We start from the raw sequence: 23650 nt of genomic DNA, 5'->3' as shown, positions 1-23650 counted from the left end.
TAAAACCTTAAAAAATCAAGCAGTTTTTTAATTTACAGTTTTTATTGTTTATCCCATTCAATCAGTATAGGACAATGATCGCTTCCCATAACATCAGTTAATATATCAGCCCTTTTTATATTAGGTGCTATTTCATTGTTAACAAAGAAATAATCTATTCTCCAGCCCACATTTTTTTCTCTTGATCTAGTTTTCATATCCCACCAGCTGTAATGTCCGCCTTCTTTTACAAACATTCTAAATGTATCTGTAAAGCCCTTATTTAAGAATTCTGTTATTTTTTCGCGTTCCTCTGGTAAGAAACCTATACTCTTTTCATTTTCTTTTGGTCTTGCTAAGTCTATAGCCTCATGTGCAATATTCATGTCGCCGCATAATATTACATTAGTCTTGCTTTTTAATTTAGTTAGATGTTTTGTGATTTCATCATAGAAGGAAAGTTTATATTGAAAATGTTCTTCAGATTTTCCGCCGTTTGGGAAATATACATTAAATATAGTAAAATCATCAAATTCTAATGACAATATTCTTCCTTCTCTGTCTGAGAATTTACTTCCTAATTTGTTTTTTATTTCTTTATTTGGTTTTAATTTAGTATATATAGCAACTCCGCTGTATCCTTTTTTTACTTCAGGATCGGCAGGATTAATAAAAAGCTCATAGCCCTCTATATTTCTTAAATCTTCAGGCAGCTGTTCTTCAAATGCCTTAGTTTCCTGAAGACATATTATATCCGGATTTTCTTTTTTTATAAAATCTACCAAACCTTTTTTGTATGCTGCTCTTATTCCGTTTACATTCCAAGATATTATTTTTAATATACTCATTATTTTAATTGCCTTTTTATATAATTGTATATTTATTATAAACTTTATGCTGTAATAATACAACTATATAAAGATTGTATAGTTTTTTAAAAATTTAAATTAGATTGATTTTTTTTTATTATTGTATTATGATATATAGTATAAATATAATAATTTAAGGTTTATTTGTGAAAGTAAGATTTCTTGGAAGCAGAGGATCTATACCAACCCCTGGTAGTAGTTTTAGTGTATATGGCGGAAATACATCTTGCATTCAAGTTGTAGATGATGACGGTACTTATATAATATTAGATGCCGGAAGCGGACTTAAAAATGCAAGTTATTATGCTTTAAAATCAGAAAAGACTGAAAGCATAATATTATTAACTCATTTCCATTGGGATCATATAATAGGCATACCTTTCTTTGCCCCATTTTTCTCTGATAAATACAGCTTTACAATATACGGTCCTAAAGATTCTTATACAGAAATGTATGATACTATAAATAATATACTAGCTAAAGATTATTTCCCTGTTAATTTGGAGCAGTTTGCCGCTAATCTTAAATTTGAAGCATTTTATGAGGGAAAGAAAATAACATTCGGAAATATGACTATAGAAGGTTTATGGGTTAATCATCCTTGTCATACTCTTTCATATAAAATAACTTCAGGCAATAAAACAGTTGTATATCTTACAGATCATGAGCCTTATAAAAAGCGTCTTCATGCACAGCATCCTTCTCTTTCTCATTACAATCATAATGCTGATTTGCTTCATGCAAGATTGATAGACTTTGTACGAGGTGCTAATGTTCTTATAATAGAAGGCGAATATACAAAAAGTGAATATTATAACGGACATGTAGGCTGGGGACATTCTACTTTGAATGATGCTATTCAGGTAGGTCTTGATGCTGATGTGCCTTATGTTATACTTCATCATCATAATCAGGAAAGAACAGATGCTCAGATAGATTTAATACATAGTAAATTAATGGCTTTCCTCAAAAAGAAGAAATAGATCTGCATCTTGCTTTTGCAAAAGAAGGATCTTATATTAACATATAAATTATTTATTTAGATTTTAAATTTCATTAATTTTATTATAATAATGTTTTTTAATAATTATATACTATTTAAATATATAAATCATTTGGCATATAATTGCAATTAAATTTTATTTAAAAGAAAAAATTATAATATCATATTCAAAACTATAATTATCAAAAGTTTTTATATATAATAATAAAAATAAAGATTTTATAATTAAAAAAAGCAACAGACATTTAATGCCTATTGCTTTTAATTTATATTTTTAATTTAAGATAATTTGAAGAATGAAATACTTTGCTGAAGTTTTTCTGCTCTGCTTAAAAGATTTTTAGACAAATTATTAGAATCAACAGCTAAAGAGGCATTTTGAGTTGTTGCACTTTCCATACTGTTTATTGCAGTACTTATTTGATTAACACCAGACTGCTGTTCTAATGCAGTATTTGATATACTTTCCATTAAATTGGAAGTCTCTTTAACTTTATTTTGAAGTTCTTCAAATAATTCCTGAGATTTCCTAGCAGTTTGTGTGGCATTATTAATTTGCTCTGCCGTATTATCTACTAAATGAGTAATATCTTTTACCGAAGCCTGAGTAGTTTGTGCCAGATTTCTTACTTCGCTTGCCACCACCGCAAAACCTTTACCCTGATCTCCTGCTCTTGCCGCCTCTACAGAAGCATTTAAAGCTAATATATTGGTTTGAAAAGCTATATCTTCTATTATTTTTGTTATGTCTTTTATTTTTTCACTAGATTTATAAACTTCTTCTATATTTGCAGATGTTTCAGTTATTATTTCAGCAGCTTCTCCTATATGATTAATAGATTCATTCATCATATCTTTACCATTTACCGCATTTTCAGTTGATGACTGTATTGTAGAAACTATCTCTTCTACACTTGCTGCTGTTTCTTCCAAACTAGAGGCTTGCGATTCAGTTCTTGATGATAATTCGCTGCTGCTTTCCATCATATTCTGAGATGATTCTAATATTTCTTTAGATGTTTCATTTACTTCATTAATAACTTCGACTAATTTTTCACTCATTATATTAAATGTTTTTTCTAATTTTCCAAACTCATCTTTTCTTTCTTTTTTTATTTCTTTTATTCCTATATGTCCTTCTGATATATTTTGTGCCTGTTTCATTATACTGTCTAAAGGAGACATAGTTTTCTTTATATATGAAATAAGGAATGTGTTTATACAAATTATAGATAATATACATACTATAACAGCTATTCTTATCATTCTTATATTTTCTTTATATATGATTTTATTATCCATAGCCATAGTTAATGTCCAAGGCATTTCTTCCAATTTTGTGTATACTGCTGTTCTTGAAGTGCTGCTGGTATTTTTATACTTAATTATTCCGCTTTGCTTATTATCTTTTTTTATTAGATTAAAATAAGCTCCACCATTTTCATTTATATAATCATAGGTGTCTGCAACTATAATTCCGTCATTATCTAATGCAAATAATCTTCCTGTTTCATCAAGTTTTAATTTTTTTAATTTATTTATAAGTTCTTCCCAATTTATTATCATATATATAGAGCCTATTAAATTATTATTGGCATCTCTTACTCCGGATATTATTGCCAATGACCATTTATTATCAGCACTTGATTTTAATATTTTAGTTCCGTAAGCGGTATCATAATTGTTTTGTTTAAAATTATCCCATATACCCGGTCTTAAATCCTGTATATTTTTACCTATTTCTACATGTTTAGCATTATCCAATATATAACCATTTGTATCCGTTACACCTATATCTAAAGAAAATTTATTTATAGATTCAAATTTCTGTAATGTTTCATTTAATTGTATATTTGCATTTGTACTGTAGCTGTTTAATAGATAATTAATTACTGCTGGAGTTATAGAATAAGTTTTTATAAGGGTTTTATTGTCAAAAATCCATGAATCCATCATAGATTTATATCCTTCTATTGTGCTTGCAAATCCTGAAAATGTTGTATTGCTTACTCCGACAAATGATCTGTATGATAAAAGAATGATAGTAATGATTAGAAATATTGTGGTTATTATACTGATAGTTAAAGGCATTTTAAATCTTATTGAATGTCTTTTTTTCATATTAGTATTCTCTCCGTAAATTATTATTTATTTTCTGATAAAAATTGTAAGTCAAAAGTGGCTGTAAAGTAAAATTGATGAATGTTTACAATTTTTATATTTAGCAATATAAAGTATTTTTATACTAGAAATTAATACATAATAATTTTTTATAAACCTGCAATATTTTTATTTTATATAAAACTATTATAAAAATATACTGTAAAATATATTTTTTATATTTTATAACATAAAGGGTAAATAATATAAACTTTTAATAAAAAATATATAATCCTATAATAATATTATTAATGTTTTATTACAATTGAAAATATCTAATTTATTAATATACTATATATTATACTTCATTTGAATTGTATAAAAAATATTAATATGGTATTGAAATAAAATAGGCGGGATATGTTTTATGCGTGATTTACATGTTGATGCTATAACGGATATTATATCAAAATTATGTATAGAAGCGAATATTAATTTAAATAAAGATATTAAGAATGCTTTTATTGAAAATGAGAAAAAAGAGGAAAATCTTCTTGCTAAGAATATTTTAAATATTTTGATAGAAAATTCAGAAATAGCTTTAAAAAATGCCAAGCCAATATGCCAGGATACAGGCATGGCAATAGTTTATATGGATATCGGAACAGATGTTCATTTTATAGGCGGGAATCTTACGGATGCTATAAATAAAGGTGTGGCATTGGGATATACTAGCGGATATTTAAGAAAATCTGTAGTCAATGATCCTATTGAAAGAAAAAATACTAATGACAATACGCCTGCTATAATTCATTATAATATAGTTGAAGGGGATAAAGTAAAAATAGTAGTAGCTCCAAAGGGATTTGGAAGCGAAAATATGAGCAGATTAAAAATGTTTCCTCCGTCAGCTGGTATAGAAGGTGTAAAAGAATTTGTATATGAGACAGTAGAAATGGCAGGTGCCAATGCCTGTCCTCCAATGATTATAGGCATAGGACTTGGAGGCACTATGGAAAAATGTGCGGATATAGCTAAAAGGGCTTTACTTAGAGAGATAGGATCCAGCAATCAAGATCCTCGTTTGGATAAACTTGAAAAAGAGTTGCTTGAAAATATAAATAAAATGAATATTGGTCCTTCCGGATTTGGCGGCAAAACAACAGCTTTATGCGTTCATATTAATATGTATGCCACTCATATAGCTGCACTTCCTGTTTGTGTTTGTACCGGATGTCATGTTACCAGACATTCTGAAGCGGTATTATAATAAAGGAGTAATGATTTTATGGAAGTAAAAAAACTTACAGGCCCTTTAACTAAAGAAGTTTTATCAGTATTAAAAGCCGGAGATATGGTAAGTTTAACAGGAACTATATATACAGCCAGAGATGCAGCTCATAAGAGATTGATAGAAATGATAGATAAAAATGAAAAACTGCCTTTTGATTTAGAAAATCAGACAGTATTTTATGCAGGACCTTCTCCTAATAAACCTAATGAAGTTATAGGAAGCGTAGGACCTACTACTAGTTATAGAATGGATGCTTATTCTCCTAAACTTATAGAACTAGGACTTTTATCTATGATAGGTAAGGGAAAAAGGGGTAAAGAAGTTATAGATGCTATAGTAAAATATGGAGGATGCTATTTTACAGCTATAGGAGGTGCTGCTGCATATATGTCTAATTGCGTTAAAGAAGCAAAAATTATAGCTTTTGAAGATTTAGGTACAGAGGCAATTAGAGAAATGTTTGTTGAGGATATGCCGTTAATAGTTACAATAGACTCACATGGCAATAATGCTTTGACTGTTTGATATATAAAGTATTTTATTTTTTAATATTTAATAAAAAGAGAGGCTGAATTTACAGCTTCTCTTTTTATATTAATAAACAATTATATTTTTATTTATTTTAAAACATAAAAATATAATTAATACATAAAGGTATTATGCTTTTTTCTACTATTATTATTTATATAATTTGAAAAATGAAATGCTTTGCTGAAGTTTTTCTGCTCTGCTTAAAAGATTTTTAGACAAATTATTAGAATCAATAGCTAAAGAGGCATTTTGAGTTGTTGCACTTTCCATATTATTTATTGCTGTGCTTATTTGATTAACACCAGACTGCTGTTCTAATGCAGTATTTGATATACTTTCCATTAAATTGGAAGTCTCTTTAACTTTATTTTGAAGTTCTTCAAATAATTCCTGAGATTTCCTAGCAGTTTGTGTGGCATTATTAATTTGCTCTGCCGTATTATCTACTAAATGAGTAATATCTTTTACCGAAGCCTGAGTAGTTTGTGCCAGATTTCTTACTTCGCTTGCCACTACCGCAAAACCTTTACCCTGATCTCCTGCTCTTGCCGCCTCTACAGAAGCATTTAAAGCTAATATATTGGTTTGAAAAGCTATATCTTCTATTATTTTTGTTATGTCTTTTATTTTTTCACTAGATTTATAAACTTCCTCTATATTTGAAGAAGTTTCTGCGATAATTGCTGCTGCCTCTCCTATATGATTAATAGATTCATTCATCATATCTTTACCATTTGCCGCATTTTCAGTTGATGACTGTATTGTAGAAACTATCTCTTCTACACTTGCTGCTGTTTCTTCCAAACTAGAGGCTTGCGATTCAGTTCTTGATGATAATTCGCTGCTGCTTTCCATCATATTCTTAGATGATTCTAATATTTCTTTAGATGTTTCATTTACTTCATTAATAACTTCTGCTAATTTTTCGCTCATTATATTAAATGTTTTTTCTAATATTCCAAACTCATCTTTTCTTTCTTTTTTTATTTCTTTTACTTCAATATGTCCTTCTGATATATTTTATGCCTGTTTCATTAAACTTTCTAATGGGGACATTGTTTTTTTAATATACGATAAAGTAAAGGTATTAATAAATAAAACGGATAATATACATACTATTATAGCTATTTTAATCATGGTTATATTTTCTTTATATATGATATTATCATTCATAGACATAGTCAATGTCCAAGGCATTTCTTCCAATTTTGTGTATACTGCTGTTCTTGAAGTGCTGCTGGTATTTTTATATTTAATTATTCCGCTTTGCTTATTATCTTTTTTTATTAGATTAAAATAAGCTCCACCATTTTCATTTATATAATCATATGTGTCTGCAACTATAATTCCGTCATTATCTAATGCAAATAGTCTTCCTGTTTCATCTAATTTTAATTTTTTTAATTTATTTATAAGTTCCTGCCAATTCATTGTAATATATATAGAGCCTATTAAGTTATTATTAGCATCTCGCACTCCGGATATTAATGTAAGAGACCATTTATCATCATCGCCGTATTTTAATATTTTGCTTCCATAAACAGTATCATAATTGTTTTGTTTAAAATTATCCCATATACCCGGTCTTAAATCCTGTATATTCTGACCTATTTCATTATGTTTGGCATTATCGAGTACAATACCGTTTATATCTGTTACACCTATATCTAAAGAAAATTTATTTATAGATTCAAATTTCTGTAATGTTTCATTTAATTGCATATTTGCATTCGTACTGTAGCTGTTTAATAGATAATTAATTACTGCTGGAGTTATAGAATAAGTTTTTATAAGAGTTTTATTATCAGAAAGCCATGAATCCATCATAGATTTATAACCTTCTATTGTGCTTGAAAATCCGGAAAAAGTAGTTTTACTAACGCCTAAAAATGACCTGTAAGATAATATAGTTATTGTAATAATTAGAAATATTGTAGTTATTATACTTATAATTAAAGGCATTTTAAATCTTATAGAATATCTTTTTTTCATAAAATTATTCTCCCTAAAATAAATATATTTTTTCTTAAGTATAAATTAGTTATGTGTCAAAAAATGACGCAGATATTTTTTTATTAGAATTATTATTAAAAAAATAGATTTTTATGAATATTATTTTATGCAATAACGATATGAATATAATAATATTTAAAACTTGATGCTTGATGCTTGATGCTTGATGCTTGATGCTTGATGCTTGATGCTTGATGCTTGATGCTTGATGCTTGATGCTTGATGCTTGATGCTTGATGACATAATACTTAAACCTTAATAAATTCAAATAAATTATACTATTTTATTTTAAATAAGTCAAACTTATGTATTCTTATAAAACATGTTTAGAGTCTTATAATATATATTCAAACTTCAAAGCAAAATAATTTGATTATAAGTTTAAGCATAAATAATAATGAAATACTATATTAATTTTTTAGCTTTACAAAAAACATTAATTTTAGTATAATTGATTTGTTTTTAAAATATTAAAGATACATAACCTGACATGGAGGCATACAGATGACAGATAAAAAGTTTTATATTACAACTCCGATATATTATCCTTCAGATTATCTTCACATAGGGCATTGCTACTGTACTATAGCTACAGATACTATGGCTAGATATAAGAAGATAATGGGATATGATGTTTATTTTCTAACAGGTACTGATGAGCATGGTGAAAAAATCGCAAGAAAAGCAGAAGCAGCAGGAACTACTCCTAAGGCTTATGTTGATAATATTGTCAATGCCACTAAAGAGTTATGGAAAAGACTTCATATTGATTACAGTCATTATATAAGAACTACTGATGACTATCATGAGAGAAGAGTTCAGAAAATATTTAAAATTCTTTATGATAAAGGATATATTTATAAGGGGGCTTATAAAGGACTTTATTGCGTAAGCGACGAAGCATTTTTTACTGAAAGTCAGGTAGTAAAAAAAGATGACGGAAAGTTTTATTGTCCGGACTGTGAAAAAGAATTGGAATATAAAGAAGAAGAATGCTATTATCTTAAACTTTCAGAATATGGACAATGGTTAATAGATTATTATAAAGAGCATCCTGAGTTTTTAGAACCTAAAGAAAGACAAAATGAAATGCTTAAAAACTTTTTACTTCCGGGTTTAGAGGATTTAGCAGTAAGCCGTAAGGGATTGCAATGGGGCATACCTTGTCCTGTTGACAGCGAACATAGTATATATGTATGGATTGATGCTTTGGCTAATTATATAACAGCTTTAGGATATCCTGAAGAGGGACAAGATGAATTATATAAAAAATATTGGCCTGCAGATGTACATTTTGTAGGAAAGGAAATTGTCCGTTTTCATGCTATTATATGGCCTATAATGCTTAAAATGCTTGATATACCGCTTCCTAAGAAAGTATTCGGTCATGGCTGGGTGCTTTTTGATGACGGAAAGAAAATGAGTAAAAGCAGGGGAAATGTAGTTGATCCTAATACTTTAATAGATAAATACGGAGTTGATGCTTTAAGATATTTCCTTATGAGAGAGATTAATTTCGGTTCTGACGGATATTATTCTCAGGAGCTTTTTTTAAAGAGAATAAACAGCGACTTAGCTAATGATTACGGCAACTTATGGCATAGAATCACTACTATGCTTGGAAAATATTTTGATGGTGTTCTTCCTAATGAATCAGAGAGTGTTTATGGTGATAGAGAAAAAGAACTTAAAAAAATGGTTCTTACTCTTGATGCTAATGTAGAATCTGCTTTAGATAGTTTTAAATTTCATGAGGCTTTGGCTTATATTTGGGAAGTGATTAGAACTACTAATAAATATGTTGAAGAGAGTGCACCTTGGAATTTGGCTAAAGATGAAAGTAAAAGAGAGCATCTTGCCAATGTAATGTATATTTCTTTCCAAGTTTATTATATAGTAACTGCATATTTACAAATATTTTTTATAGAAACACCTAAGAAAGTTTTTAATAGATTAGGAATTGGAGACAGTGTTTCTTTGGAAAGTGCTAAGCAATGGGGTTCTTTAAAAGCTGGAATAAAAATAGAAAAAGGGGAGCCTTTATTCAATAGATATGATATAGAAAAAGAAATAGGTGCTTCTTCTGAGGATAATAAAAAACAGGTTAATCCTCCTAAAGAAGATAAGCATAAACCTAATATAGAAAAAGAAGATTTTGAAAAATTAGAATTATTAACTGCTAAAATACTAGTGGCTGAAAAAGTAGAAAATGCTGATAAACTTTTAAAATTTGTACTTGATATTGGTGGAGGTGAGCAGAGAGTGGTTGTATCTTCTATAGCAGAATATTACAAGCCTGAGGAAATGGTTGGCAAAACTGTACTTTATTTAGCTAATTTAAAGCCTAAAAAATTCAGAGGCGTTACATCTCATGGTATGCTTCTTTTAGCTGATAATGGAGAAACCCTTTCTCTTATGACTGCAGAAAAAGGTTTCGATGCAGGATGTTCTGTTAATTAATAATTTATAATTAAACATTAAAAGCTGATATTATAATGAAAGATTTTAAAGATAATAAACTTAGAAAAAAGCTTAAAAAAATAAACTTAGCGATAAGCAGAAAAATATTTTAAAGAAAATAATTATCTTTTTTGTTTCGGCTGTTATAATGTTATCTCTTGTTGTGATTATAAATAAAGCTAGAATATTAAGAGTGGAAATACGAGGATTAGAAGTTTTAAATGCTATAGATATAATGGAAGAAGCCGGATTATCAAAGTACAATAATGTAAGTATTTTTAATATACCTAAGAAAGAAATAAAGTCTGATATAGAAAATAATCCAAGACTTCAGGTAGAAAGCATAAAAACTTCTTTTCCTGATTTACTTATTATAAATGTAATAGAAAGAGGAACATTATTTTTACTGGAATCCAGCAGCGGAATATATGAAATCACAGATGACGGATATATTATCAAAGATAATATTATTCACAATTATGATGTTCCATATATAACAGGATTAAGTATTAATCCTGCAAACAGAATGGTAGAAAATGATTATTCTAAATATCTTTCATCTGTTATATATGATTTGAAAACTAATCATAATGAAATATATAATCTTATATCAGAGATTAATGCCTATGGAGATGATTTGATACTTTATCCTAGGGGATATCAGGTGCAGGTGATATTGGAAAAGTATGTGAAAACTGATAAATTTGTAGATTTGGCTGCTATATTAAAGACATTGCAGAATCAGGATAATCAAACTCACAGAATAGATTTCAGATTTAAAGAAGCTATAGTCAATTAATATATTTTTATCTCTTTATTTAATGTTTAATGCACTTTATAAAAATTGCGTAGCATATTTATACTTTAGTATAAATAGATTTCAGATTTAAATAGTATATAGTTAATTAAAATATATTTTATTATTTTTATATTTACGCACGGTAAATAAAATTTAAAATATAAAAATATTTCAATTACAATTTTAATAATATATATAAATGCATTTATCGTGCGTTAAAAAAAATTTAAATTTAAACACAGCTAGGGTGGGTGTGCTTTTATAATTTAAACTTTAAATTTAAATATATTTATTAGTTGTAAATAGAATTCTAAAATCTAAAGGGCGGGGTATGTAATTAGTTTTTTAAATTTAATTACACTTTCCTCCCTATATAGTTTTAATCTGAATAATTTTATTTTTAAATACTTAATATTTAAAAATTAACTTATATCAGTTCCACTTACTCATATCCATTTGCTTTGTAATTTTCGCTACAACAGCTGTACCGCATAAATCACCGGATATATTTAATGCAGTTCTTCCCATATCTAATAAAGCATCTATACCAAGTATCATTCCGTACGCAGCAGCAATATTAGGATTACTGTCAACACTAAGCCCTATAGAATTAAGCACCATTAATAGCATTATAGAACCTGCTCCCGGTACACCTGCAGTTCCTATAGAAGCTAATACGGATACAGCTATTATTGTAAGCTCAGAAGAGAAATTTAAAAAGTGTCCTGTAGCATTAGCAATAAATATAGCACAAATACCCAAATATATTGTTGTACCATCCATATTAATAGTAGCACCTAAAGGTAAAGTAAAGCTATAAACCCCTTTTTGTATTCCCATTTTTTCATCGGCAATCTTCATAGATATAGGAAGAGTTCCGTTTGAAGAACGAGTAACAAAAGCTGTAAAGCAGGCTTCTGAAATATATTTCAAGAATTTTATAGGCTTTAATCCGAATATGATATTTATTACAGTATAAACTACAAGTAGCTGTAATATAAGTCCTATATAAACAGTAGATGTAACTTTTAATAATTGTCCGAAAGCCTGAGATCCGTTTTTAACAAATACAGAAAATATTAATGCTAAAACCCCTATAGGAGCATAGAACATTATCCATCCTACAATTTTTATAATAATTTGTGTACATCCTTCAAAGAACTTGTATACTATTTCCGCACTTTCTCTTGTTTTTTCATTATCCCTGCAAAATGCTAATGATATACCGAAGAAAATAGAAAATAATATTGTAGGAAGAACATCTCCGTCGCCTTTAGCAAATGAAGCAAAAGGATTTGTCGGTACTATAGCAAGTAATGTATCAACTAAATTTGGCTTTACCAACTCTTTTGTAACAGCCATAGCATCATCTAATTTCAACCCTACTCCAGGATTAAATATATTTCCTACTGCTAAACCTAATATAGATGCAAATACAGAAGTTATCATATAAAATGCCAATATTGCTATTCCAACAACTCCTAAATGTTTAGGCGATATGCTTGCAACTCCGCTTATAAGTGTAAAAATGATTACAGGCATAACTATCATCTTCAATAATCTTACAAATAAATTACCAATTGGATCTGCTATTGATATTAATTTTACTATTGTAGCTTCTGATGCTGAAGATGAAACTATTATACCTAATATAGCACCTATAATCAAACTTATTAATATTATAATAAGCAGCTTGCTTCTTATGTCTTTTAACATATATAACTCCAATTATATTTTTATAAGAATAATATGAAAAAAATTAAAATAATTCAATAAGTTCTATACTTTTTTTTAAAAATACAGAAGTAAATTATACCTATAAAAGCAGGAACTATACTTGACAATGACATAGCAACATATATACCTAAATATCCTATGTATATTTCTAATATTTTTGATATTATCACTTTAAATATTATAGAATCTATAAATGAATTAATAAAAGCCAAATATGATTTTTGAATGCCTATTAAAAAACTATCTAATACATACATTAAAGCATAGGTAATACCATTGAATGAAGCACATATTTTTATATAAAATATAATATCATTAATGACTTTCTCATCTCCGCTGTAGAATATACCTATTATATTTTTAAGGAATATATGTATAAATATTATTGCTGCTGCTGTAGCGGATATATTAAAGAATATAGCAAATTTAACAGAGCTTTTTATTTTGATATAATCTTTTTTTCCTATACTATTTGAAACAATTATACTTAAAGCCTCTCCTATAGACCAAGAAATCATACCTATAAAAGTATTTATTTTTAATCCTATTGTGAATCCTGCAAGAGTGTCATATTTATTCATCATTATATTAACAAAAAAATATGATGTATTTATTATGAGCATTTGAAATATGCATGGTAAAGAAATAAATATTAATTCCTTATTATTTTTATATCGAAATTAAAAGTTAATAATTTTCTTGTATAATATAAAGATAGTAAAAATGAAACAGCCTGAGATGTTACAGTAGCTAATGCTGCACCTTTTACAGATAATTTTAAAATATAACAAAATAAAAAATTTAGTATAAAATTTAGTAATGCAGCGATTATCATAAAATATAATGATGCTTTTTCTTTTCCGCTTGATTTTATTACAGATGATAGAGAAGAATATAGAAATATAAAAAATATTCCTAAAAAAATTATTTTTATATAATCATCAGCATACTTAAATGATTCTTTCGGAATATTCATAAATAATAATATCTTCTTTGAAAATATTAATCCTATTATTGAAATTATTAAAGCTGCTGCTGAAGATAAAAATAACAAACTTCCTATTGCCTGCTTATATCTTGTATTATCATAAGCACCTTTATACTTTGATATTATAACAGATCCGCCTATTGATAAACCTAAAGATATTGAAGTTATTATAAACATTATAGAAGCACAGTTTCCTAATGCTATAACCCCATTGTCGCCAAGCAAATGAGAAATAAATATTATATCCGTAATGCTGTATAAGTATTGTAATATATTTGAAATGAATAAAATAAATGAAAATTTTATTAAATACATGAAACTTTCCTTTGAATAAACAAAAAACATATTAAAAATTTTATAATTTTTAATGACTATAAAGAACTATAGCATACTGTTTTTTAGTATGCCCCAACAATAATGATAAAATATTGCCGGAGCTTTATTCAATAACAAGTTTCATATTGTTATGATATATTTATTTTTATTAATTGTCAATTATATGTATTCATTATATGTTTTTATATCAGCATTATAATATATAATTTTTCATACATTTTCTAAAAAAGTTATAAATAAATTGATAATTTTTATTATATTTATTATTAAATTACTATTTAGTAATTATTCTTATGTAAAAGCATATTACATAATAGTAAATTTTTTATAAAGGATATACTATGATAAAAAAAACAATCTATTTAATTTTTACAATTCTATTATTTTTACCGATTATAAGCTGCGGTAAAAATGTCAATAATTCAACATCACCTATTGCTAAAGAAAGCAGTGAGTATACAGTTAAAGGTTTAGATGCCAAATATAATACTGTTTGGAAATTTTTTAATGATGATAAAACAGGAAATAATGCAGTAGATGTTGTTATAGATAATGGGGGAATAAAGGGTTTAATTGTATCGAATAAAACAACAGAAGTAAATTTTACCAAAGATGATATTTACAGCATTGCAGATGAAAAGAAAAATAAATATTATGACAGATATTTCGGATATATAGTAAGTTCTCCAAATTGGGTTGGTGAGATTCAATTTCCTACAGATGAATATGAAACTGTAGGATATGTGTATATAAGAAATAAAAGAAATTCAGATATAATAGCAGGAATTATTGATAAGGCTCCAGATGTTAAAGAAAAAATAGAAAAAGTATTTCAAGGTAATTATACAGCTGATGATAATAAAAGATCATTAAATATATCAGATAATTTTGTTACATATTCTGAAAATAATACTGTTAAACTCAAGATACCTTATTCTTTTCTTGAGCTTTCAAAAGATGAAAATAATAAATTAGGATATACTGTATTCTCAGGGCTTTTGTATAGCGGTGTTTGGATTAATAGTCAAAATTCTAATATTAAAGCCAATGTAGATAAATTAAATTTTATATTTATAGATTATAATTATAAGCTTGATATAACATTAAGAGATGACGGCGTTCCTATTTCAGCGAAATATAATAAAATAGTAACAGTAATCTCACCGGAAAATATTCAATATTCAAAAGCGGATTAATCCTATTTTCGTTGCCATAAATTTATATAAGATGCTTTAAATAAAATTTTATTTAAAGCATTTTTATTTTTTTGCGACAATTAAAGCGATATTTTTATTTAATGGTTTTAATGATGAGCAAATATATAATAATATTAACAATAATACTTAGTTCTGTATTATCGGCTAATAATTTTAAAATTATATCCAGACAAGGCGAGGCATCTGTAATAGTTAATGAAGAGCATGCTGATATGGATATAAAAAAAAGTTTTCCCACTGATTATTTTTCCATATCTACAAAAGAAGAATCTTATTTAGTAATAGATAATGGAGAGAAATCAATCATACTTATGCCTAGTTCAAAACTTACTTATGAGGATAATAAATTCATTTTGGATTCAGGATATATTTATGTAAAAAGCAAACATAATGATGATATTCAAATGACTTTAACAAAAGAAGGCAAAGGATATAATTTCAAAGGAAAATCTTTTGCTGTAGTATCTTATGATGATGAAGTATCGGTTATAACATATAATAATGCTTTAAAAATTACTCCTGAGGCATCTTTAGGAGTAAGCTATTTTTTAGAGCCTAATCATAAAACATCTATAATACCAATGCTTAACGGACCTTACAGAACTACAGAAAATGAAAAAGCCCTAATTGAAAATGTATCAAGACAATTAGAAAGCGAAGTAGCAAGCCATTTAAATGAAGATATAGACAGATACAATTTTAAGATAATGGAAGGTACTAAGAACGAAAATACTATATACAGAGTGGTTCACCCGGAAAAAGGACCTAATATATTTTTAATAGTGCCTCATGGAAGCGAAAGAGTCGGTACAGATGTTGCTATGGAAAGAATCAATATGCCTATAAAAAAAGGAAGTCTTACTATAGTACCTATTGCTGTACCTGAAGCATATAGAAAAAATACCAGAGCTATAGAAGGACAGGATATTAATAATAGATTCTTTGATAAAAGTATAAGCAGAACTGATACTGATAAATTAGCCAAAGAGTATATGAATATGCTTGATGAATATGATATAGATGTTGTACTTACACTTCATGAGGGAAACGGATTCAAAGAATTTTTTGGTGATTCTATAATATATGACAGCAGAAAATTAGATAATAAAGTTATAAAAGTACTTGATAATATAAACTCAAGAATAGAACCTATGAAGTTTAAATTTAAACAAATGTATTATCCTATGCCTACAACTATTACTTATTATGCAGCTAAAAAGAATATAGAATCTTTCGGAATAGAGCTTACAAGAAATTTGGATTATGATAAAAAAAGAATAATTATGCATACCATATTAAGCGAATTTTTGAAAATATACGGACTTGAATAGAAAATATAATTTATTATCAAAATAAAAATTAAACAGCTAATGATGAAATCAATCAATCATTAGCTGTTTTTACAAGTTTTATAATTAGTATATAAAAAATTTAGCAGTAATGAAAAATGAATATTGTTAAAATTATTTGCTTTCAAAAATATTTATTACCAAACCATTAAAGTAGAACCCCAAGTAAATCCGCCTCCGAATCCTGTAAGAAGAACTAAATCTCCGTCATTAATTTTATTATTATCTAAAGCATCAGTTAGAGCCAAGCCTATACTTGCAGAAGAGCAGTTTCCGAACTTGTTTAATACAACACTTACTTTTTCCATAGGAAGCCCTATTCTTTTAGCAACAGCCTGCATAATTCTCAAATTAGCCTGATGAGGTACAAAATATTTAACATCGCTTAATTGTTTTCCGGAATCTGCCAAAACTTTATCTATGCTATTAGAAAACTCAGTAACAGCTCTTTTAAAAGTTTCAGATCCTTCCATATATATCTTGAATTCAGGTGCCTCTATATCATCGGCTCTTATAGGACAAACACTTCCGCCATTAAGTACAATACTCATATCCGGCTCGCTTTGCATATGCATTCCTATTATGCCTTTACCGTCATTTCTTGCTGTTATTAATGAAGCAGTAGCAGCATCTCCGAATAAAATAGCAGTTCCTCTGTCTTTCCAATTAATATCTTTAGTAAGTTTTTCGCTTGAAACTATAAGTACATTTTTACATTGTCCGCTTTCTATTAATGCAGTAGCTGTGTTCAATGCATATATATATCCAGAGCAGGCAGCAGATATATCTAAAGCAAAGCAGTGTTTTAATCCCAATGTTTTTTGCAATTGTCCTGCCATAGAAGGGAATATATAATCTTTTGTTACAGTAGGTACTAATATAGCATCAACTTCCTGCAAATCAATCCCTTTTTTTTCTAAGTTTCTAACAGCATTCAACCCCATTTCAAAAATAGTTTCATCTGCTCTTGCCATATGTCTTGTTTCTATTCCTGTACGAGTTATTATCCATTCATTGTTAGTGTCTAATATACTTTCAAAATATTTATTATCTAATATTCTTTCAGGTACATAGTAGGCTATGTTTTTTATATATGCTCTTTCCATACTTTTCTCCGTTTTAATGTAATGTACTTAAGATAGAATTCTTATTATAAAAGTTTAATTAAAAATATAAAAAAATCTATAGCTAATAATAACTATTTTTGTAAGTTTAACTATAGTATTAATATAATTTATGATATTTTTATATTAAATTATACTGTATAAGTTATCATAGTGCGGAATAAATAAAGAATATATAAAAATTGTTTTATAATTAGATTTATTAATATAGGTTTTATAAATATACATTATTTTAATTTATTTATTAACAAAAATTGCAGGCTGATTATATATAACAAATACTAAATTTATTATATGCCTGCAATTTTTAATAATATTATTCTTCTTGAAATAATAGATATATATTTCTTGAATTATAGTTATTTTCTTCTGTATATATTTCCCAATCGGTGAGTCTTTCTATACTATGCATTCCTCTATCGCCTTCATGCATACCCAAATCTTTATAAGGTTCATTTATTAAAGTAGCATCGAAATATCCTTCATTGGTGAAGTCATGCACATCAAACCATAAATGCTCTAAGTCATTAGGGTTTTCTTCTGTTTCTCCGTATCCTAATTTCACTAAGAAAGAAATCTTATCATCACCTTTACTTTTATTCAATAATTCTAAGAAATACTCTAATTTTTCAAAAGCAGCCTCTCTCATTAGCGAAGTTTCAAAATAACTCATCATAAACATAGGATTATCTGTAAGCTCATTTTTATAATAATCAAGAGAATGATAATTGCCTTCAGCATCTACAGCAAGCAAAATACCTGAAGGCGTATTATGCACTCCGTCATTTCTGTCTTTAGCACTTCCTGTAATATCATCAGCAATATTTAATTTCTTCAAAGCCTCCTGCCAAGGAAACCAGCATACATAAGTGTTATATGCAGGATTAAATTTAAATCCCGCTTCAGGAACTCCTCTTTCTATAAACATTTTTGCACAAGTATTAAGCAATGCACCATAAGAGGCATTTGAATCTTCAACTCCTACTATTTCTAATTCTATAGAACCTACTCTGTAAAGTCCATGCGTATGAAACCAATATTCTACTTTGTTAGGGTCTTTATCATCATCATAAACTGCATGTATGGTATATAGATAATCTAAAGAAGGAGGTAATGCAAAAGTTGATGTATAAGAAAGCCAATCTCCTGAATGTGCTGTGTAGCATGACATATCTAAAAATATAGAACATTCCGGAACTAAACTGTCTAATAATTTTAATTGTCTTTGATAGTCGGTAAGAGGATGATTATCAAATGTTGTTGACACATGTACTGCATATTTACATTGACATGCCTCATTATAATCATTTTCTCTTACTGTATTTACAGAAAATATTTCAGGTACATTTTCAGTAACGCTTGAAGCATCGACTAATGCCACATAAAAACTAAGCTCATCATTATTTTCTTCTTCATCGTCATAATTATGTCCGCACCCGCAGGAGTGTTCTTCATCGTTATGATTATGTCCGCATCCGCAGGAGTGTCCTTCATCGTCATGATTATGTCCGCATCCGCAGGAGTGTCCTTCATCATCATGATTATGCCCGCATCCGCAGGAACCATCGCCGCATCCATCTTCGTCCATTTCTTCTATTTCATCTATAACCATAGGCAAATACTGCAGCTTAACCGATACTTCCCATTTAGATTTATCTCTTATAAAATTGGATTTTTCTATTTCATTGAACTCTAATACCATATATTCATCAGATTCTGATAATATATCTCTTAACTCTTCAACTGTCATATTATGATCATATTCTTTAGTAAATACAGCCGCCATCCATGATTCTAATCTCTGCTCTCCACTGGAAAATACATTATATAACTTTTCATTATAATCCATTATTTTTACCTCTATTATTAATTTTGTATTATGAAATTAAAAAGCTTTTTTAGTATAGAGTAATTTATATTTTTTTCAACTTCTTTAAATTATAAATTAGTAAAAAATGTATCCAAAATCTTCTTTTCCTTTTTCCATTCCGGCATATACAAACTTACTATATTATAAAATTTTTTACTATGATTAGCCTGCAGAAGATGTGCTAATTCATGAAGAACAATATATTCTACAGCAGAAATCGGATATTTCATAAGTTCCAAATTAAATGTAAGATGTTTTTTATTTATATCGCATGAACCCCATTTGCTTTTTAATTTTTTTACTGTGAATGTATTAATTTCTAAGTTCATCATAGCAGAATATTTTTTTATAAGTGAATCAAATAGCTTTAATGCTTCTTTTTTGTACCATGTATCAAGAAGAATATGTTTTTTTCTGATATCACTATTTTTATATTCCTCTTTATCTTTTATATTCACATACATATACATCATTCTGCCGGCAAGAATTATATTTTCTTTCTTGCATTTTAATACTTTAAGCATATAGCTTTTGCCAAGATAATATACTTCATTGCCGCTTGCAAGTTCCTTTTTGCTTATATCAAAACTGTTTTTCTTTTTTATAGCTTCCTTTCTCTCTTCTATCCATTCTCTTCTTTTTTCTATAAGTTCGTATATGTACTTTTTAGCAGCTCTTTTTGGGGCTGTAACATATATATTTAAATCGGGCTTTACTCTTATATAAATATTTTTTATTTTTTTATATTCTATTATTATTTCACTTGTAGTTTGCATATATATTTAAACCTATCTTCACCAGCATTTTTAAAAATTCTTTCATCTCTTCATTGCTTATACTTAATATTTTTTTATCCTCGCTTTCATTACCAAGTTCATATAATTTTATATCTATATCTCCTTCTATATTATTTCTTATAGATTGTATATTCTGCCAATTAGGCATACCGCTGTTTGCTTTAAATAATTTATCAACAAATAAAGAAAAGTCTATTAATGTATTATCATTATCTATATATTTTTTAGAGTTATCGTATATGGATCTTGCACATTTATTATCTCTTATACGCTCATCATATTTAAGATTTTCTTTTTCATTTTCGCCTCTTATTGTCGATGCTACTTCCATTGCCTCTAAAAGTTTTTCCTGCTCATTTATTCTGTTATTCTTGTATTTTTCTATTATATCAAATATTTTCTCTGAAAGTTTTCTGTACATTTCAGGGTTTTCATCCATTTTTTCTTTTATAACACTGTTTGCTGCATTTATTACGGCATCTGCTTTTGATTCATTTAAATAATCTATTTCTTTTTCAAAGTCGGCATCGAATATGCTAGGTATTTCATTTAATACTTTTACATTATTATCAGTACCTACAAACTCATCATATAACTTCTGCATTTTAGATTCATATTCTTTAAAATCTACCGCTTCATGATGTGTAATTCTCAAACGATTTCTAATCTCAATACAAGTTTTAAATAATTTTTTATATTTTTCAATTTCTTCATATTTAAAACTCTCTATAAAATGATCGCTGAACTGACATATATTTAAAAGTTTTGAATAGTTTAAAAATAATCCATAGAATTTTTTTCTTTTATCTTCATCGCTTAAAAGGGGAGGGCATATCTCATAAGCTTTTTCTAATGTAAGCTCAGGCAAGAACTGTACTAAATCTTCATAAGCATTTTTAAACTCTTCGATTTTTTCCTTTATGTCGAATACAACATCTTCAATATCTTTAGGATCATAATTGGCTAATTTATCATAAGCATTTAAAGCATTATCCAAGTTGGCAAGAAGTCCTCTATAGTCTATTAATATTCCATTATCTTTTCCTGAATATGTTCTGTTTACTCTTGCTATAGCCTGAAGAAGTCCATGATCTTTTAATTTTTTATCTATATATAAAACCTGAGCCTTTGGGGCATCGAAACCTGTAAGAAGTTTATCTACTACTATTATTATATCTATAGTGCCTTTTTTAAAACTTTTTATTATTTCTTCTGTGTATTTATTTTCATCATTTGAGTATTTGCTGTATAGAGCTTTCCATTTTTCTGCTACATACTGTTTTTTTTCTGAGCCATTATTTTTTTTGTATTCATCACTGTCTGCCCCTTCATCATTTTGCGAAGATATAACCACTGCTGTTTCAAGGCTATGATAAGTATCGAATATTTCCTTCATCTTAATTGCCTCATATTTGCTTTCTACTGCAAGCATAGCATTAAACTCTGTATTTGCTAAATTAGTTTTATAATGTTTTGCTATATCATCAGCTAATACTATTAATCGCTGCTCGCTTTCAAGTATCACATTTTCGCTTAGATTTTTCTTTTGTAAATCTTCTTTTTCTTTATCTGTTAAATCTCTAGTAATTAAATCAAATCTGTAATCTAATCCTTTTTTATCGTATATTTTCTGATTTATCAATCTGCTTTCATAGTATAGAGGTACTATTACTTTGTCTTCTAATGCATCCCTTATAGTGTATGAATCTATAAAGCCTCCGAATTTTTCTGCTGTACTTTTTTCGGATTTGTATAAAGGGGTTCCTGTAAAGCCTAAATAACAGGCATTAGGAAAAACTTTTCTCATCTTCATAGCAAAATCCCCATACTGCGTTCTATGGCTTTCATCTACTAGTATAAAAATATCTTCAGAATCCATTACCACTTTTTTATCAAATACTTTTTCAAATTTATTGATTACTGTTGTTATGACGCTTTTACCGCTTTCTATTAATTTGATTAAGTTGGCACCTGTTGTTGCTCTTTCAACCTCTATATCTGTATTTTTGAAAGTGCCATGAATTTGCTCGTCTAAATCTACTCTGTCGGTTACTACTACTATTTTAGAGTTTTTTATTTTTCTTGATATTATTTTTGTAAGCATAGACATTGTAAGGCTTTTGCCGCTTCCCTGAGTATGCCATATTACTCCGCCTTGTCTTTTTCCTTGACTTATATTTTGTATTTTATCTATAGTTTTTTTTATAGCGAAGTATTGATTGTATCTTGTAACTTTTTTTACCGTGCCGTCAAATATGATAAAATATTCTAATATATCGAATAATCTTTCTTTTTCAAATAATGAATATAATGTTATGTCTATTTCATTTATTACTCTGTCTTTCACTATTTTTTTAATGCTTTCATTACTTTGCTTTCTTCTTTTCTGCCTGTTTTATCTTTTTTATTATCATTATTTTCTTTATCTTTCCAAACATTATACAATTTTACCGGAGTTCCTGCTGTGCCGTATTTAACCATATCATCATTAGCACATATTAGTAATTGGCTGAATTTAAATAACTGTCTTATTTCATTTTCTTCCTGATTTCTCACCATCTGCTCTATAGCATTTTTTGAGTTTACGCTTCCTTTTTTTAATTCTATTACTGCTATAGGTATGCCGTTTATGAATATTACTAAATCCGGTCTTCTTGTTTTTTCTTTTTCTTCTGTGCTGTTTCTAGTTACTGTAAACTCTTCAGTGATATGAAATGTATTATTTTCTATATTGTCAAAATCTATATATTTGATATTAAAACTTTCATATTTATTTCCGATTTTTTCTTTGTATGATTCGCCTTTTAAAATTCTTTCTGTAATCTCTTCATTTGTGATTAAATATCCTTTTATAAGCGGCATATCCAAGTCGCTTATAGCCTTTTTGATATTATCTATTGAAAATCTGTTTTTCTTATCATCATACATAAAGTAATTAATTTTTTTAAGCTGTTCTTCGAGAATATTTTTAAATAGCACATTATTAGTATCATTATCTCTTTCTTTAAGAGCTTCCTCTGGGCTTAAATATTGATATCCCATATTTTTAAAAAGTTCTATAACTTTATTTTGTAATATTCTTTCGCTGTATTGTTCATTCATAAAAAACTCCTGTACGAGCTGTACCACCAACCCGCACCGTATTTCTTAATATTACAGATAGTCAACAGTAGGTGCGGCTGAT

16 protein-coding genes and 2 pseudogenes are annotated in these 23650 nt (G+C 27.8%); 7 read left to right on the top strand and 11 right to left on the bottom strand.

The window, feature by feature from the left end; translation table 11 throughout:
- Positions 1-41: 41 nt before the first annotated feature.
- Positions 42-827: an exodeoxyribonuclease III gene (locus BHAMNSH16_RS06155; protein WP_008728972.1), complete on the bottom strand. Its 786-nt coding sequence runs from the start codon at positions 825-827 to the stop codon at positions 42-44.
- Between the two features lie 167 nt (positions 828-994).
- Between BHAMNSH16_RS06155 and BHAMNSH16_RS06150 the strand changes: the two are divergent.
- Positions 995-1878 (top strand): annotated as a pseudogene (locus BHAMNSH16_RS06150) (MBL fold metallo-hydrolase).
- A 252-nt stretch (positions 1879-2130) separates the two neighbouring features.
- Here the strand turns inward: BHAMNSH16_RS06150 and BHAMNSH16_RS06145 are convergent.
- Positions 2131-3972 carry a methyl-accepting chemotaxis protein gene (locus tag BHAMNSH16_RS06145; RefSeq protein ID WP_008728974.1) on the bottom strand — a complete coding sequence of 614 codons (1842 nt, stop codon included), beginning with the start codon at positions 3970-3972 and terminating at the stop codon, positions 2131-2133.
- A gap of 406 nt (positions 3973-4378) precedes the next feature.
- Here BHAMNSH16_RS06145 and BHAMNSH16_RS06140 point away from each other — a divergent pair, with 406 nt between their 5' ends.
- Both BHAMNSH16_RS06140 and BHAMNSH16_RS06135 read left to right on the top strand, forming a co-directional pair.
- Positions 4379-5221 (top strand): fumarate hydratase, encoded by an 843-nt coding sequence (locus BHAMNSH16_RS06140; protein WP_008728975.1) that lies wholly within the window; start codon positions 4379-4381, stop codon positions 5219-5221.
- An 18-nt stretch (positions 5222-5239) separates the two neighbouring features.
- Positions 5240-5770, top strand: coding sequence for a Fe-S-containing hydro-lyase (locus BHAMNSH16_RS06135; protein ID WP_008728977.1), 531 nt, complete (start codon positions 5240-5242; stop codon positions 5768-5770).
- A 153-nt stretch (positions 5771-5923) separates the two neighbouring features.
- On the opposite strand, the pseudogene BHAMNSH16_RS06130 reads toward BHAMNSH16_RS06135, so the two are convergent.
- Positions 5924-7768, bottom strand: a pseudogene (locus BHAMNSH16_RS06130) (methyl-accepting chemotaxis protein).
- 525 nt (positions 7769-8293) lie between these two features.
- On the opposite strand from BHAMNSH16_RS06130, the gene metG reads away from it, so the two are divergent.
- Both metG and BHAMNSH16_RS06120 read left to right on the top strand, forming a co-directional pair.
- Positions 8294-10249 (top strand): methionine--tRNA ligase, encoded by a 1956-nt coding sequence (metG, locus tag BHAMNSH16_RS06125; RefSeq protein ID WP_008728978.1) that lies wholly within the window; start codon positions 8294-8296, stop codon positions 10247-10249.
- A 148-nt stretch (positions 10250-10397) separates the two neighbouring features.
- Positions 10398-11048 carry a cell division protein FtsQ/DivIB gene (locus BHAMNSH16_RS06120; RefSeq protein ID WP_241033666.1) on the top strand — a complete coding sequence of 217 codons (651 nt, stop codon included), beginning with the start codon at positions 10398-10400 and terminating at the stop codon, positions 11046-11048.
- A 432-nt stretch (positions 11049-11480) separates the two neighbouring features.
- On the opposite strand, the gene BHAMNSH16_RS06115 is transcribed toward BHAMNSH16_RS06120, so the two are convergent.
- From BHAMNSH16_RS06115 to BHAMNSH16_RS14515, 3 genes are read right to left on the bottom strand one after another with little or no spacing between them, the layout of a single operon-like run.
- Complete coding sequence (locus BHAMNSH16_RS06115; RefSeq protein ID WP_008728980.1) at positions 11481-12764, bottom strand: dicarboxylate/amino acid:cation symporter; 1284 nt, start codon at positions 12762-12764, stop codon at positions 11481-11483.
- A gap of 53 nt (positions 12765-12817) precedes the next feature.
- On the bottom strand, positions 12818-13408 hold the full coding sequence (locus tag BHAMNSH16_RS14520) for an MATE family efflux transporter (RefSeq protein ID WP_241033665.1): 591 nt from the start codon (positions 13406-13408) through the stop codon (positions 12818-12820).
- Positions 13409-13437: 29 nt separating this feature from the next.
- Positions 13438-14088, bottom strand: coding sequence for an MATE family efflux transporter (locus BHAMNSH16_RS14515; RefSeq protein WP_241033664.1), 651 nt, complete (start codon positions 14086-14088; stop codon positions 13438-13440).
- A gap of 362 nt (positions 14089-14450) precedes the next feature.
- Here BHAMNSH16_RS14515 and BHAMNSH16_RS06105 point away from each other — a divergent pair, with 362 nt between their 5' ends.
- Positions 14451-15305 (top strand): hypothetical protein, encoded by an 855-nt coding sequence (locus BHAMNSH16_RS06105; RefSeq protein ID WP_008731427.1) that lies wholly within the window; start codon positions 14451-14453, stop codon positions 15303-15305.
- 113 nt (positions 15306-15418) lie between these two features.
- A complete protein-coding gene (locus BHAMNSH16_RS06100) occupies positions 15419-16657 on the top strand; it encodes a M14 family metallopeptidase (RefSeq protein ID WP_039954920.1) in 1239 nt (412 codons plus the stop codon).
- A 155-nt stretch (positions 16658-16812) separates the two neighbouring features.
- On the opposite strand, the gene BHAMNSH16_RS06095 is transcribed toward BHAMNSH16_RS06100, so the two are convergent.
- The 5 genes from BHAMNSH16_RS06095 to BHAMNSH16_RS14510 all read right to left on the bottom strand — a co-directional run bounded on the left by BHAMNSH16_RS06095 (position 16813) and on the right by BHAMNSH16_RS14510 (position 23568).
- On the bottom strand, positions 16813-17781 hold the full coding sequence (locus BHAMNSH16_RS06095) for a beta-ketoacyl-ACP synthase III (protein WP_008731430.1): 969 nt from the start codon (positions 17779-17781) through the stop codon (positions 16813-16815).
- A 334-nt stretch (positions 17782-18115) separates the two neighbouring features.
- On the bottom strand, positions 18116-19648 hold the full coding sequence (locus tag BHAMNSH16_RS06090) for a DUF4026 domain-containing protein (protein ID WP_008731431.1): 1533 nt from the start codon (positions 19646-19648) through the stop codon (positions 18116-18118).
- Between the two features lie 89 nt (positions 19649-19737).
- The gene (locus tag BHAMNSH16_RS06085) at positions 19738-20445 is read right to left on the bottom strand and encodes a M48 family metallopeptidase (RefSeq protein WP_069731919.1); all 708 of its coding nucleotides are present in this window, start codon (positions 20443-20445) and stop codon (positions 19738-19740) included.
- Positions 20429-22813: a type I restriction endonuclease subunit R gene (locus BHAMNSH16_RS06080; protein WP_241033663.1), complete on the bottom strand. Its 2385-nt coding sequence runs from the start codon at positions 22811-22813 to the stop codon at positions 20429-20431. Before BHAMNSH16_RS06080 ends, BHAMNSH16_RS06085 begins: the two co-directional genes overlap by 17 nt.
- On the bottom strand, positions 22813-23568 hold the full coding sequence (locus BHAMNSH16_RS14510; RefSeq protein WP_241033662.1) for a type I restriction endonuclease: 756 nt from the start codon (positions 23566-23568) through the stop codon (positions 22813-22815). The genes BHAMNSH16_RS06080 and BHAMNSH16_RS14510 overlap by 1 nt, the downstream gene beginning before the upstream one ends.
- Positions 23569-23650: the final 82 nt, after the last annotated feature.

Origin of the sequence: Brachyspira hampsonii, from assembly GCF_002214805.1 — a bacterium.
Taxonomy (GTDB): Bacteria; Spirochaetota; Brachyspiria; order Brachyspirales; family Brachyspiraceae; genus Brachyspira; species Brachyspira hampsonii.
Note: the sequence above shows the minus strand (reverse complement) of the source record. Positions and strands in the feature narration are given on the sequence as shown.

Coding starts and splice junctions, on each gene's coding strand:
- BHAMNSH16_RS06155 (WP_008728972.1), bottom strand. CDS start 827: ATGAGTATATTAAAAATAATATCTTGGAATGTAAACGGAATAAGAGCA.
- BHAMNSH16_RS06145 (WP_008728974.1), bottom strand. CDS start 3,972: ATGAAAAAAAGACATTCAATAAGATTTAAAATGCCTTTAACTATCAGT.
- BHAMNSH16_RS06140 (WP_008728975.1), top strand. CDS start 4,379: ATGCGTGATTTACATGTTGATGCTATAACGGATATTATATCAAAATTA.
- BHAMNSH16_RS06135 (WP_008728977.1), top strand. CDS start 5,240: ATGGAAGTAAAAAAACTTACAGGCCCTTTAACTAAAGAAGTTTTATCA.
- metG (WP_008728978.1), top strand. CDS start 8,294: ATGACAGATAAAAAGTTTTATATTACAACTCCGATATATTATCCTTCA.
- BHAMNSH16_RS06120 (WP_241033666.1), top strand. CDS start 10,398: ATGTTATCTCTTGTTGTGATTATAAATAAAGCTAGAATATTAAGAGTG.
- BHAMNSH16_RS06115 (WP_008728980.1), bottom strand. CDS start 12,764: ATGTTAAAAGACATAAGAAGCAAGCTGCTTATTATAATATTAATAAGT.
- BHAMNSH16_RS14520 (WP_241033665.1), bottom strand. CDS start 13,408: ATGCTCATAATAAATACATCATATTTTTTTGTTAATATAATGATGAAT.
- BHAMNSH16_RS14515 (WP_241033664.1), bottom strand. CDS start 14,088: ATGTATTTAATAAAATTTTCATTTATTTTATTCATTTCAAATATATTA.
- BHAMNSH16_RS06105 (WP_008731427.1), top strand. CDS start 14,451: ATGATAAAAAAAACAATCTATTTAATTTTTACAATTCTATTATTTTTA.
- BHAMNSH16_RS06100 (WP_039954920.1), top strand. CDS start 15,419: ATGAGCAAATATATAATAATATTAACAATAATACTTAGTTCTGTATTA.
- BHAMNSH16_RS06095 (WP_008731430.1), bottom strand. CDS start 17,781: ATGGAAAGAGCATATATAAAAAACATAGCCTACTATGTACCTGAAAGA.
- BHAMNSH16_RS06090 (WP_008731431.1), bottom strand. CDS start 19,648: ATGGATTATAATGAAAAGTTATATAATGTATTTTCCAGTGGAGAGCAG.
- BHAMNSH16_RS06085 (WP_069731919.1), bottom strand. CDS start 20,445: ATGCAAACTACAAGTGAAATAATAATAGAATATAAAAAAATAAAAAAT.
- BHAMNSH16_RS14510 (WP_241033662.1), bottom strand. CDS start 23,568: ATGAATGAACAATACAGCGAAAGAATATTACAAAATAAAGTTATAGAA.